Source organism: Streptomyces sp. NPDC006552, assembly GCF_040611655.1.
Taxonomy (GTDB): Bacteria; Actinomycetota; Actinomycetes; order Streptomycetales; family Streptomycetaceae; genus Streptomyces.
On record NZ_JBEXOS010000118.1, the window covers coordinates 1 to 11,994 of the forward strand.

Annotated in this window: 12 protein-coding genes; 6 read left to right on the plus strand and 6 right to left on the minus strand. The window is 74.3% G+C overall.

Features of this window, described 5'->3' with window-relative positions; all coding sequences use genetic code 11:
* Positions 1-139: 139 nt before the first annotated feature.
* Both ABZY33_RS35215 and ABZY33_RS35220 read right to left on the minus strand, forming a co-directional pair.
* Positions 140-988 carry a hypothetical protein gene (locus tag ABZY33_RS35215; protein WP_356495799.1) on the minus strand — a complete coding sequence of 283 codons (849 nt, stop codon included), beginning with the start codon at positions 986-988 and terminating at the stop codon, positions 140-142.
* A 194-nt stretch (positions 989-1,182) separates the two neighbouring features.
* Positions 1,183-1,632: a cyclic nucleotide-binding domain-containing protein gene (locus tag ABZY33_RS35220; RefSeq protein WP_356495800.1), complete on the minus strand. Its 450-nt coding sequence runs from the start codon at positions 1,630-1,632 to the stop codon at positions 1,183-1,185.
* A 290-nt stretch (positions 1,633-1,922) separates the two neighbouring features.
* Between ABZY33_RS35220 and ABZY33_RS35225 the strand changes: the two genes are divergently transcribed.
* Positions 1,923-2,945 carry a serine hydrolase gene (locus ABZY33_RS35225; protein WP_356495804.1) on the plus strand — a complete coding sequence of 341 codons (1,023 nt, stop codon included), beginning with the start codon at positions 1,923-1,925 and terminating at the stop codon, positions 2,943-2,945.
* A 79-nt stretch (positions 2,946-3,024) separates the two neighbouring features.
* Here the strand turns inward: ABZY33_RS35225 and ABZY33_RS35230 are convergent, their stop codons facing one another.
* From ABZY33_RS35230 to ABZY33_RS35240, 3 genes are all read right to left on the minus strand, one after another.
* Entirely contained in the window at positions 3,025-3,441 is a 417-nt protein-coding gene (locus ABZY33_RS35230; protein WP_356495801.1) for a hypothetical protein, read from the minus strand.
* 44 nt (positions 3,442-3,485) lie between these two features.
* A complete protein-coding gene (gap, locus tag ABZY33_RS35235; RefSeq protein ID WP_356495802.1) occupies positions 3,486-4,484 on the minus strand; it encodes a type I glyceraldehyde-3-phosphate dehydrogenase in 999 nt (332 codons plus the stop codon).
* A 110-nt stretch (positions 4,485-4,594) separates the two neighbouring features.
* A complete protein-coding gene (locus ABZY33_RS35240) occupies positions 4,595-5,560 on the minus strand; it encodes a DJ-1/PfpI family protein (RefSeq protein WP_356495803.1) in 966 nt (321 codons plus the stop codon).
* 874 nt (positions 5,561-6,434) lie between these two features.
* Between ABZY33_RS35240 and ABZY33_RS35245 the strand changes: the two genes are divergently transcribed.
* From ABZY33_RS35245 to ABZY33_RS35255, 3 genes are all read left to right on the plus strand, one after another.
* Positions 6,435-7,400: a DJ-1/PfpI family protein gene (locus ABZY33_RS35245; protein WP_356495803.1), complete on the plus strand. Its 966-nt coding sequence runs from the start codon at positions 6,435-6,437 to the stop codon at positions 7,398-7,400.
* 110 nt (positions 7,401-7,510) lie between these two features.
* Entirely contained in the window at positions 7,511-8,509 is a 999-nt protein-coding gene (gap, locus tag ABZY33_RS35250) for a type I glyceraldehyde-3-phosphate dehydrogenase (RefSeq protein ID WP_356495802.1), read from the plus strand.
* 44 nt (positions 8,510-8,553) lie between these two features.
* Positions 8,554-8,970, plus strand: a complete 417-nt coding sequence (locus ABZY33_RS35255) for a hypothetical protein (RefSeq protein ID WP_356495801.1) — start codon at positions 8,554-8,556, stop codon at positions 8,968-8,970.
* 79 nt (positions 8,971-9,049) lie between these two features.
* On the opposite strand, the gene ABZY33_RS35260 is transcribed toward ABZY33_RS35255, so the two are convergent.
* A complete protein-coding gene (locus ABZY33_RS35260) occupies positions 9,050-10,072 on the minus strand; it encodes a serine hydrolase (protein ID WP_356495804.1) in 1,023 nt (340 codons plus the stop codon).
* Between the two features lie 290 nt (positions 10,073-10,362).
* On the opposite strand from ABZY33_RS35260, the gene ABZY33_RS35265 reads away from it, so the two are divergent.
* Both ABZY33_RS35265 and ABZY33_RS35270 read left to right on the plus strand, forming a co-directional pair.
* Positions 10,363-10,812: a cyclic nucleotide-binding domain-containing protein gene (locus ABZY33_RS35265; RefSeq protein WP_356495800.1), complete on the plus strand. Its 450-nt coding sequence runs from the start codon at positions 10,363-10,365 to the stop codon at positions 10,810-10,812.
* 194 nt (positions 10,813-11,006) lie between these two features.
* Complete coding sequence (locus tag ABZY33_RS35270; RefSeq protein ID WP_356495799.1) at positions 11,007-11,855, plus strand: hypothetical protein; 849 nt, start codon at positions 11,007-11,009, stop codon at positions 11,853-11,855.
* Positions 11,856-11,994: the final 139 nt, after the last annotated feature.

An 11,994-nucleotide genomic window follows, 5' to 3' on the forward strand; every position in this document is an offset into this window, starting at 1 on the left:
CCCGATCTTCGACCTCGTCGACTACGGCGTCGTCGGTGACCTCTTCGACGTCGTCCCCCAGCTCACCGACGAGGTCAAGACCCGCAAGGGCTGACGGTTCCGCGGCTGCCTGCGCCGGGACCGCCCGTCGGCCATCTCCTCACGGCCATCCGTCCTGGTGGCGACGGCGTACGTAGTAGGCGGCCGCCCCCGCCGAACCGGTGATCAGCATCCAGCCCAGGACGAGTTGCGTGGTGCTGAAGCGGCCCAGCGAGCCACCGTCCCCGGCGTGCACGCCGTGCAGTTCGTCGCGGCCGCCCGTCACCGTGAGCCGTGCGCGCGCCTCGGTGCCCTTCGCACAGCTCACCGTGACCGGGAACGTGCCGGACGGCGCGTCGGCCGGCACCACGAACCGGCCGACGAGGTCGCCGTCGTGCGTCCCCGTCTCCAGCGGGAAGTCGCCGGCGCCCAAGCTGTTGGCGTCGCCGGTGGCGCGCGGGTCCTTGCCGCAGGCGGTGGTGTTCGCGGTGACCGTGGTGCCGGGGCGGGCGTCGGCCGGGGACAGTTCGAGGGCCGGGGCCGCGGACTCGGTGTCGAGGCCGTCCGGCGCCACGATGTCGGATGCGGAGTCTCCTTCCACCGTGTCGTCCGACGGGACGTCGCCCTCCGCCGGGCTGTCACCGTCCGGCACCAGCTCACTCTCCAGTCCGGGGTCGGCGTCCGTAGCCGTGTCGCCCTCCGTCGCGGGCTCGTCCTGCGTCCCGGACTCCCCCAGGGAGTCGCTCTGCGGCAGGGCGCCGTCCCCGGTCTGGGCGTCGTCCCCCACCAGGTCGTCAGTCCGCGCGGCGCGGGCCGCGGTCCCCGGCGCGGGCACGCCGGACGCGCTGCTGCCCGACGGCCGGTCGTCCCCGTCGGCCCAGGCGGGCGCCGCGGCGCACACCGGTGTGACAGCGAGGGCGAGGACGGCCGTGGCGACGGCGGAGGTGGGCCAGGAGGTGGTGCGGCGCATTGAGGGCCCCTCTGGACGGGCCGGCACTCGCGGCCACGGACGGCGTTCCCCGTCGAGCCAACCCTGTGGACGGGCCCGCCGCCTGTCGAGGCGTCGAGGCGGGTGACGGCGGGAACGCGCGCGGGGCCCCCGGGCCGGCCTCGCCAACGCTCGCCACAAGGCCGGCGCGGGGCCCTGACCGCACGAAACGCGACCTATGGATACCCGTGCATCCGGTGCGCCTCGACCAGCTGCGTGCGCGACGCCTCCAGGCGGTGCGCCATCACCTCGGCCACGCCGTGCAGCAGGGTCATGCCCAGCGCCGGTTCCAGGTCGCACAGGCCGCGGACCGCCCCGGCGTCGAACGCGTAGGCACGGACCGGGCTGAACGCCTCGGCGCCGAAGTCCCACTCGTAGGGCGGGAACAGCCAGGACCAGCCGAGCAGGTCGCCCGGTCCGAGCGGGTCGATCGGCAGGGTCCGGCGGTCCGAGACCCGCACGTCGAGCGTGACCATGCCGGTCCTGATGACGAAGAAGCGGTCGGCGCGGTCCCCCTCCTCCAGGATGCGGCTGTCCTGGGGGAACGAGACTTCCTCGGCGAGGGCCATCAGCCGGTCGCGATAAGCACGTGGAAGCCGGTTCAGCAGTCGTGTCCGAGCGGTCATGGCGCCACACCTCCACCGTCGTGTCATTCCAGCGTACGTACGCCGTGTACGTCACCCGGAGCGAGGGGCCGGGCGCGGAGCGGGAACATCCGGGAGTGACCTGTCGCCCGAAAAGGCTAGTTCCCTCCCCCATCCGGCGCACCTGGACCACATGGCGTAAGCGGAGGGCGAGCCGGTGGTCACGCTTCTACGTTTCCGGCATGGCGAACTTCGCGGGCGTCGGCCCCGGTACGAGCAAGGCGCGCAGGGCGTGGTTGACCTCCGCGGTGTGCGTGACAGCCACCGTCGGCATGCTGGCCGGCCCGGCTCTGGCCACGGCGCCCGCCCCGGCGCCGCCCTCCGCGCCGTCCCTGTCGGCCCTGTCCTGGGAGGTCATGGACGCGCGCACCGGCGACGTCCTGGCCGCGAAGGCGCCGCACCGCAGGCTGCCGCCCGCGAGCACCCTCAAGACCCTGTTCGCCCTGGCGTTGCTGCCGAAGCTGCGCCAGGACACCGTGCACCGGGCCACCCACGCGGATCTGGCCCAGGTCGCCGCGGGCAGCAGCCTGGTCGGGGTCGACGAGGGCGGCCGGTACACGGTCGCCGATCTGTGGCGCGGGGTCTTCCTCAGCTCGGGCAACGACGCCGTGCACACCCTCGCGCGGATGAACGGCGGGCTGCCGCGCACCCTCGCCCAGATGCAGGCGACGGCCGACCGGATCGGCGCCCGTGACACCCAGGTGCGCTCACCGGACGGGTTCGACACCCCCGGGCAGTTCTCCTCGGCGCACGATCTGGCCCTGATCGCCCGGGAAGGGTTCAAGAACCCCGACTTCCGGCGCTACATGGGGACCAAGTGGGCCCGCTTCCCGGCGGCCGGCGGCCCGAAGGCGTTCGGGATCCAGAACACCAACCGCCTCCTGGTGGGCTCGCACGGGGTGCGGCCCTATCCAGGGCTCGTCGGGGTGAAGAACGGTTACACGTCGCAGGCCGGCACCACCCTCGTGACCGCCGCCACCCGTGAGGGCCGCACGATCCTGGTCACCGTGATGCACCCGCAGCAGGAGTCGTTCAACGCGGTCTACGAGGAGAGCCGGGCGCTGCTCGACTGGGGTTTCACCGCCGCTCCGCCGCGCGTGGTGCACAACGCGGGACCCCAGCACGCCCCCGGGCACAAGTCGGCGCCCGTCGCGCCGAATCCCGCGACGGGCGCCCCTGATGCCGGACCGGGACTCACCCGGCACCTCGGCGCCGCGGCGGCCCTCCTGGTCCTGTCCTGCATCCCCCTGATCATCCGCCGGCGGCTGCGCGGCAGGCGGCGCACTCTTACGTGAGCCCCGGGCGGCCCCGCCCGAAAGAAGGTCCCCGGCACAAGGGCCGGGGACCTCGACTCGGCGTCACCGCCGCGGCCGGTCAGACCCGGCCGCCCGTCAGCCGGGTCAGCGGGCCCTGGCTGCCGCGTTCGGCACGGCGTCCGGCCGCGTAGGAGGCGGCGGTCAGGGCGGTCGCCCCGACCGTCGCTCCGGCCGCGATCATCTTGCGGTTCTTCAGGACGGTCCACGCGGTCGTGGCGACCGTGGCCACCTGGCCCGCGGCGGCCGTCACACCCTCGCGGGCGCTGGTCAGCGCGGCGCCCGTCGACTGCGCGGCGCGGCCCGCGGCCTGCCCGGCGCCGGACGCGGCACGGGCGGCGCCGGAACCCGCGGACTCGGCGGCGTGTCCCGCCGCCTCGCCGGTGTCCTTCGCCTTCGCGGCGGTGGCACCCGCCGCCCCGGTCGCCGTCTTGCGCGTGGTCTTGGTCCTGCTCTCACTGCCTCGTTGAGTAGCCATGGTCTGCGATTGACCGCATTCGGCCCGCACAAACAGGCGAATCCTCAGTGGGCGGCGAGCAGTTGCAGCGTGTCGATCACCCGGTTCGAGAAGCCCCACTCGTTGTCGTACCAGGCGACCACCTTGATGTGGCGGCCGTCGACCCGGGTCAGCTCGGAGTCGAAGACGGCCGACGCCGGGTTGCCCGTGATGTCGGACGACACGAGCGCGTCCTCGGAGTACTCCAGGATCCCCGCCATCGGCCCCTGCGCCGCGGCGCGGTAGGCGGCGAGCACGTCGTCGCGGGTCACGTCGCGCGCGACGGTCGTGTTGAGCTCGACGATCGAGCCGACCGGGACCGGCACCCGGATCGAGTCGCCCGACAGTTTCCCGTCGAGGTTCGGCAGCACGCGGCCGATCGCCTTCGCGGCACCCGTCGTGGTCGGCGCGATGTTGACGGCGGCGGCGCGGGCCCGGCGCGCGTCGCGGTGCGGGCCGTCCTGGAGGTTCTGCTCCTGCGTGTAGGCGTGCACCGTCGTCATGAACCCGTGCTCGATACCGGCGAGTTCGTCGAGGACGGCGGCGAGCGGGGCGAGCGCGTTGGTCGTGCAGGACGCGTTCGAGACGACCGTGTGCAGCTGCGCGTCGTACGCGGCGGTGTTCACGCCGTAGGCGAGGGTGACGTCGGCGCCGTCGGAGGGGGCGGAGACCAGCACCTTCCGCGCGCCTGCGTCCAGGTGCGCGCGGGCGGCCTTGGCCGAGGTGAAGCGGCCCGTCGACTCCAGAACGAGGTCGACGTCCAGCTCGGCCCAGGGCAGTGCGGCCGGTTCCCGCTCGGCGAGCACGGTGATCCGGTGGCCGTCCACCACCAGGACGTCGCCGTCGACGCTCACCGGACGGCCGAGGCGGCCGGCCGTCGAGTCGAAGGCGAGCAGGCGCGCGAGAGCGGCGGGCTCGGTGAGGTCGTTGACGGCGACCACGTCGAGGTCGCTGTCCCGCTCCAGCAGCGCGCGCAGCACGTTGCGGCCGATGCGGCCGAATCCGTTGATGGCGATACGAGTCATGAGGTGAGGTCCCTTCTCTTTTCACCCCCAGACTCGCGCGCGGCGCGGGCCGGTGACAGCGGCGCGAACGCCATGGTCCGCAAGGATCCCGCCACCGCCCCCGCCGGCCTTCAGTCCGCCGGGTCGCGCCGGGCGAAGGTGCGCCGGTACTCGCTCGGTGTGGTGCCCAGAATGCGCTGGAAGTGCAGGCGCAGATTGGCTCCGGTGCCCAGGCCGACGTCGGCGGCGATCTGCTCCACGCCGCGCTGCGAACGCTCCAGCAGCTCCCGGGCCACGTCGATGCGGGCCCGCATCACCCACTGCATCGGCGTGTAACCGGTGTCGTCGACGAAGCGCCGCGAGAACGTGCGCGGTGACACCGCCGCGTGCCCGGCGAGCGCCTCCAGGGTGAGCGGTTCGCCGAGCCGGCGCAGCGCCCACTCGCGGGTGGCGGCGAACCGTTCGCCGAGCGGTTCGGGCACGCTGCGCGGCACGTACTGGGCCTGGCCGCCGCTGCGGTAGGGGGCCGCCACCAGGCGGCGCGCCGCGTGGTTGGCCGCGGCCACGCCGAGGTCCGCGCGCAGGATGTGCAGGCACAGGTCGATGCCGGAGGCGGCGCCGGCGGAGGTCAGCACGGTGCCCTCGTCGACGAAGAGCACGTTCTCGTCGACCCGCACCCGCGGATGCTTCGCGGCGAGGGCCTTCGTGTAGTGCCAGTGGGTCGTGGCGCGCTTGCCGTCGAGCAGTCCGGTGGCGGCGAGCGCGAAGGCCCCGGTCGAGATGGCCGCGAGGCGCGCCCCCCGCTCGTGGGCGGCGGTCAGCGCGTCGACGACGGACCGCGGCGGATCGTCGCGGTCGGGGGTCCGGTAGCCGGGGACGAAGACGATGTCGGCCCAGGCGAGCGCCTCGAGGCCGTGCGCGACGACGTACGACAGGCCGTCCCCGCCGGTCACCGGGCCGGGCGCCGCCCCGCACACCCGTACCTCGTACGGCATGCTCGCGCGGGTCGTGAACACCTGGGCCGGGATGCCGACGTCGAGCGGCTTGGCACCCTCGCTGACCAGGACGGCGACGCGGTGCGGAGGGGAGTCGGACACGGGGACGAGAGTACGCGGGGCGCGCCCCGCCACCCGCATGACGGCCCCGGGGGCGGCCTCCGCGCCTCGCACCCTCAGGCGATGAAGCGCGCGCCGTCAGACGGTCCGCATGGCGGGGGGAGCCGTGTTCTTCCACCCGCCGGAGCGGAGCCGGCGCCCCTCCACTCCTGCCGACGCCGCGCAGGGCGCCGTCAGACGGTCCGCATGACGGCGGGGGCGGTGTTCTTCCACCCGCTGCGGAGCAGGGCCGACGCCCCTCCACCCCTGCCTACGCCGCACAGGGCGCCGTCAGACGGTCCGCATGACGGCGGGGGCGGTGTTCTTCCACCCGCCGGAGCGGGGACGCCCCTCCACCCGTGCCAAAGGCTGCCGGGCGGCACCAGCGCCGCGGCGGCCACGCCGCGTGGGCGGGCGACACTCGTCGGCCCCTCCCGCCGCGGCGGGAGGGGCCGACGAGTGTCGCCCGCCCACGCGGCGTGGCCGCCGCGGCGCTGGTGCCGCCCGGCAGCCTTTGGCACGGGTGGAGGGGCGTCCCCGCTCCGGCGGGTGGAAGAACACCGCCCCCGCCGTCATGCGGACCGTCTGACGGCGCCCTGTGCGGCGTAGGCAGGGGTGGAGGGGCGTCGGCCCTGCTCCGCAGCGGGTGGAAGAACACCGCCCCCGCCGTCATGCGGACCGTCTGACGGCGCCCTGCGCGGCGTCGGCAGGAGTGGAGGGGCGCCGGCTCCGCTCCGGCGGGTGGAAGAACACGGCTCCCCCCGCCATGCGGACCGTCTGACGGCGCGCGCTTCATCGCCTGAGGGTGCGAGGCGCGGAGGCCGCCCCCGGGGCCGTCATGCGGGTGGCGGGGCGCGCCCCGCGTACTCTCGTCCCCGTGTCCGACTCCCCTCCGCACCGCGTCGCCGTCCTGGTCAGCGAGGGTGCCAAGCCGCTCGACGTCGGCATCCCGGCCCAGGTGTTCACGACCCGCGCGAGCATGCCGTACGAGGTACGGGTGTGCGGGGCGGCGCCCGGCCCGGTGACCGGCGGGGACGGCCTGTCGTACGTCGTCGCGCACGGCCTCGAGGCGCTCGCCTGGGCCGACATCGTCTTCGTCCCCGGCTACCGGACCCCCGACCGCGACGATCCGCCGCGGTCCGTCGTCGACGCGCTGACCGCCGCCCACGAGCGGGGGGCGCGCCTCGCGGCCATCTCGACCGGGGCCTTCGCGCTCGCCGCCACCGGACTGCTCGACGGCAAGCGCGCCACGACCCACTGGCACTACACGAAGGCCCTCGCCGCGAAGCATCCGCGGGTGCGGGTCGACGAGAACGTGCTCTTCGTCGACGAGGGCACCGTGCTGACCTCCGCCGGCGCCGCCTCCGGCATCGACCTGTGCCTGCACATCCTGCGCGCGGACCTCGGCGTGGCCGCGGCCAACCACGCGGCGCGCCGCCTGGTGGCGGCCCCCTACCGCAGCGGCGGCCAGGCCCAGTACGTGCCGCGCAGCGTGCCCGAACCGCTCGGCGAACGGTTCGCCGCCACCCGCGAGTGGGCGCTGCGCCGGCTCGGCGAACCGCTCACCCTGGAGGCGCTCGCCGGGCACGCGGCGGTGTCACCGCGCACGTTCTCGCGGCGCTTCGTCGACGACACCGGTTACACGCCGATGCAGTGGGTGATGCGGGCCCGCATCGACGTGGCCCGGGAGCTGCTGGAGCGTTCGCAGCGCGGCGTGGAGCAGATCGCCGCCGACGTCGGCCTGGGCACCGGAGCCAATCTGCGCCTGCACTTCCAGCGCATTCTGGGCACCACACCGAGCGAGTACCGGCGCACCTTCGCCCGGCGCGACCCGGCGGACTGAAGGCCGGCGGGGGCGGTGGCGGGATCCTTGCGGACCATGGCGTTCGCGCCGCTGTCACCGGCCCGCGCCGCGCGCGAGTCTGGGGGTGAAAAGAGAAGGGACCTCACCTCATGACTCGTATCGCCATCAACGGATTCGGCCGCATCGGCCGCAACGTGCTGCGCGCGCTGCTGGAGCGGGACAGCGACCTCGACGTGGTCGCCGTCAACGACCTCACCGAGCCCGCCGCTCTCGCGCGCCTGCTCGCCTTCGACTCGACGGCCGGCCGCCTCGGCCGTCCGGTGAGCGTCGACGGCGACGTCCTGGTGGTGGACGGCCACCGGATCACCGTGCTCGCCGAGCGGGAACCGGCCGCACTGCCCTGGGCCGAGCTGGACGTCGACCTCGTTCTGGAGTCGACGGGCCGCTTCACCTCGGCCAAGGCCGCCCGCGCGCACCTGGACGCAGGCGCGCGGAAGGTGCTGGTCTCCGCCCCCTCCGACGGCGCCGACGTCACCCTCGCCTACGGCGTGAACACCGCCGCGTACGACGCGCAGCTGCACACGGTCGTCTCGAACGCGTCCTGCACGACCAACGCGCTCGCCCCGCTCGCCGCCGTCCTCGACGAACTCGCCGGTATCGAGCACGGGTTCATGACGACGGTGCACGCCTACACGCAGGAGCAGAACCTCCAGGACGGCCCGCACCGCGACGCGCGCCGGGCCCGCGCCGCCGCCGTCAACATCGCGCCGACCACGACGGGTGCCGCGAAGGCGATCGGCCGCGTGCTGCCGAACCTCGACGGGAAACTGTCGGGCGACTCGATCCGGGTGCCGGTCCCGGTCGGCTCGATCGTCGAGCTCAACACGACCGTCGCGCGCGACGTGACCCGCGACGACGTGCTCGCCGCCTACCGCGCCGCGGCGCAGGGGCCGATGGCGGGGATCCTGGAGTACTCCGAGGACGCGCTCGTGTCGTCCGACATCACGGGCAACCCGGCGTCGGCCGTCTTCGACTCCGAGCTGACCCGGGTCGACGGCCGCCACATCAAGGTGGTCGCCTGGTACGACAACGAGTGGGGCTTCTCGAACCGGGTGATCGACACGCTGCAACTGCTCGCCGCCCACTGAGGATTCGCCTGTTTGTGCGGGCCGAATGCGGTCAATCGCAGACCATGGCTACTCAACGAGGCAGTGAGAGCAGGACCAAGACCACGCGCAAGACGGCGACCGGGGCGGCGGGTGCCACCGCCGCGAAGGCGAAGGACACCGGCGAGGCGGCGGGACACGCCGCCGAGTCCGCGGGTTCCGGCGCCGCCCGTGCCGCGTCCGGCGCCGGGCAGGCCGCGGGCCGCGCCGCGCAGTCGACGGGCGCCGCGCTGACCAGCGCCCGCGAGGGTGTGACGGCCGCCGCGGGCCAGGTGGCCACGGTCGCCACGACCGCGTGGACCGTCCTGAAGAACCGCAAGATGATCGCGGCCGGAGCGACGGTCGGGGCGACCGCCCTGACCGCCGCCTCCTACGCGGCCGGACGCCGTGCCGAACGCGGCAGCCAGGGCCCGCTGACCCGGCTGACGGGCGGCCGGGTCTGACCGGCCGCGGCGGTGACGCCGAGTCGAGGTCCCCGGCCCTTGTGCCGGGGACCTTCTTTCGGGCGGGGCCGCCCGGGGCTCACGTAAGAGTGCGCCGCCTGCCGCGCAGCCGCCGGCGGATGATCAGGGGGATGCAGGACAGGACCAGGAGGGCCGCCGCGGCGCCGAGGTGCCGGGTGAGTCCCGGTCCGGCATCAGGGGCGCCCGTCGCGGGATTCGGCGCGACGGGCGCCGACTTGTGCCCGGGGGCGTGCTGGGGTCCCGCGTTGTGCACCACGCGCGGCGGAGCGGCGGTGAAACCCCAGTCGAGCAGCGCCCGGCTCTCCTCGTAGACCGCGTTGAACGACTCCTGCTGCGGGTGCATCACGGTGACCAGGATCGTGCGGCCCTCACGGGTGGCGGCGGTCACGAGGGTGGTGCCGGCCTGCGACGTGTAACCGTTCTTCACCCCGACGAGCCCTGGATAGGGCCGCACCCCGTGCGAGCCCACCAGGAGGCGGTTGGTGTTCTGGATCCCGAACGCCTTCGGGCCGCCGGCCGCCGGGAAGCGGGCCCACTTGGTCCCCATGTAGCGCCGGAAGTCGGGGTTCTTGAACCCTTCCCGGGCGATCAGGGCCAGATCGTGCGCCGAGGAGAACTGCCCGGGGGTGTCGAACCCGTCCGGTGAGCGCACCTGGGTGTCACGGGCGCCGATCCGGTCGGCCGTCGCCTGCATCTGGGCGAGGGTGCGCGGCAGCCCGCCGTTCATCCGCGCGAGGGTGTGCACGGCGTCGTTGCCCGAGCTGAGGAAGACCCCGCGCCACAGATCGGCGACCGTGTACCGGCCGCCCTCGTCGACCCCGACCAGGCTGCTGCCCGCGGCGACCTGGGCCAGATCCGCGTGGGTGGCCCGGTGCACGGTGTCCTGGCGCAGCTTCGGCAGCAACGCCAGGGCGAACAGGGTCTTGAGGGTGCTCGCGGGCGGCAGCCTGCGGTGCGGCGCCTTCGCGGCCAGGACGTCGCCGGTGCGCGCGTCCATGACCTCCCAGGACAGGGCCGACAGGGACGGCGCGGAGGGCGGCGCCGGGGCGGGCGCCGTGGCCAGAGCCGGGCCGGCCAGCATGCCGACGGTGGCTGTCACGCACACCGCGGAGGTCAACCACGCCCTGCGCGCCTTGCTCGTACCGGGGCCGACGCCCGCGAAGTTCGCCATGCCGGAAACGTAGAAGCGTGACCACCGGCTCGCCCTCCGCTTACGCCATGTGGTCCAGGTGCGCCGGATGGGGGAGGGAACTAGCCTTTTCGGGCGACAGGTCACTCCCGGATGTTCCCGCTCCGCGCCCGGCCCCTCGCTCCGGGTGACGTACACGGCGTACGTACGCTGGAATGACACGACGGTGGAGGTGTGGCGCCATGACCGCTCGGACACGACTGCTGAACCGGCTTCCACGTGCTTATCGCGACCGGCTGATGGCCCTCGCCGAGGAAGTCTCGTTCCCCCAGGACAGCCGCATCCTGGAGGAGGGGGACCGCGCCGACCGCTTCTTCGTCATCAGGACCGGCATGGTCACGCTCGACGTGCGGGTCTCGGACCGCCGGACCCTGCCGATCGACCCGCTCGGACCGGGCGACCTGCTCGGCTGGTCCTGGCTGTTCCCGCCCTACGAGTGGGACTTCGGCGCCGAGGCGTTCAGCCCGGTCCGTGCCTACGCGTTCGACGCCGGGGCGGTCCGCGGCCTGTGCGACCTGGAACCGGCGCTGGGCATGACCCTGCTGCACGGCGTGGCCGAGGTGATGGCGCACCGCCTGGAGGCGTCGCGCACGCAGCTGGTCGAGGCGCACCGGATGCACGGGTATCCATAGGTCGCGTTTCGTGCGGTCAGGGCCCCGCGCCGGCCTTGTGGCGAGCGTTGGCGAGGCCGGCCCGGGGGCCCCGCGCGCGTTCCCGCCGTCACCCGCCTCGACGCCTCGACAGGCGGCGGGCCCGTCCACAGGGTTGGCTCGACGGGGAACGCCGTCCGTGGCCGCGAGTGCCGGCCCGTCCAGAGGGGCCCTCAATGCGCCGCACCACCTCCTGGCCCACCTCCGCCGTCGCCACGGCCGTCCTCGCCCTCGCTGTCACACCGGTGTGCGCCGCGGCGCCCGCCTGGGCCGACGGGGACGACCGGCCGTCGGGCAGCAGCGCGTCCGGCGTGCCCGCGCCGGGGACCGCGGCCCGCGCCGCGCGGACTGACGACCTGGTGGGGGACGACGCCCAGACCGGGGACGGCGCCCTGCCGCAGAGCGACTCCCTGGGGGAGTCCGGGACGCAGGACGAGCCCGCGACGGAGGGCGACACGGCTACGGACGCCGACCCCGGACTGGAGAGTGAGCTGGTGCCGGACGGTGACAGCCCGGCGGAGGGCGACGTCCCGTCGGACGACACGGTGGAAGGAGACTCCGCATCCGACATCGTGGCGCCGGACGGCCTCGACACCGAGTCCGCGGCCCCGGCCCTCGAACTGTCCCCGGCCGACGCCCGCCCCGGCACCACGGTCACCGCGAACACCACCGCCTGCGGCAAGGACCCGCGCGCCACCGGCGACGCCAACAGCTTGGGCGCCGGCGACTTCCCGCTGGAGACGGGGACGCACGACGGCGACCTCGTCGGCCGGTTCGTGGTGCCGGCCGACGCGCCGTCCGGCACGTTCCCGGTCACGGTGAGCTGTGCGAAGGGCACCGAGGCGCGCGCACGGCTCACGGTGACGGGCGGCCGCGACGAACTGCACGGCGTGCACGCCGGGGACGGTGGCTCGCTGGGCCGCTTCAGCACCACGCAACTCGTCCTGGGCTGGATGCTGATCACCGGTTCGGCGGGGGCGGCCGCCTACTACGTACGCCGTCGCCACCAGGACGGATGGCCGTGAGGAGATGGCCGACGGGCGGTCCCGGCGCAGGCAGCCGCGGAACCGTCAGCCCTTGCGGGTCTTGACCTCGTCGGTGAGCTGGGGGACGACGTCGAAGAGGTCACCGACGACGCCGTAGTCGACGAGGTCGAAGATCGGG

Coding starts and splice junctions, on each gene's coding strand:
- ABZY33_RS35270 (WP_356495799.1), top strand. CDS start 11,007: ATGCGCCGCACCACCTCCTGGCCCACCTCCGCCGTCGCCACGGCCGTC.
- ABZY33_RS35255 (WP_356495801.1), top strand. CDS start 8,554: ATGGCTACTCAACGAGGCAGTGAGAGCAGGACCAAGACCACGCGCAAG.
- ABZY33_RS35265 (WP_356495800.1), top strand. CDS start 10,363: ATGACCGCTCGGACACGACTGCTGAACCGGCTTCCACGTGCTTATCGC.
- ABZY33_RS35215 (WP_356495799.1), bottom strand. CDS start 988: ATGCGCCGCACCACCTCCTGGCCCACCTCCGCCGTCGCCACGGCCGTC.
- ABZY33_RS35260 (WP_356495804.1), bottom strand. CDS start 10,072: ATGCTGGCCGGCCCGGCTCTGGCCACGGCGCCCGCCCCGGCGCCGCCC.
- ABZY33_RS35230 (WP_356495801.1), bottom strand. CDS start 3,441: ATGGCTACTCAACGAGGCAGTGAGAGCAGGACCAAGACCACGCGCAAG.
- ABZY33_RS35220 (WP_356495800.1), bottom strand. CDS start 1,632: ATGACCGCTCGGACACGACTGCTGAACCGGCTTCCACGTGCTTATCGC.
- gap (WP_356495802.1), top strand. CDS start 7,511: ATGACTCGTATCGCCATCAACGGATTCGGCCGCATCGGCCGCAACGTG.
- gap (WP_356495802.1), bottom strand. CDS start 4,484: ATGACTCGTATCGCCATCAACGGATTCGGCCGCATCGGCCGCAACGTG.
- ABZY33_RS35225 (WP_356495804.1), top strand. CDS start 1,923: ATGCTGGCCGGCCCGGCTCTGGCCACGGCGCCCGCCCCGGCGCCGCCC.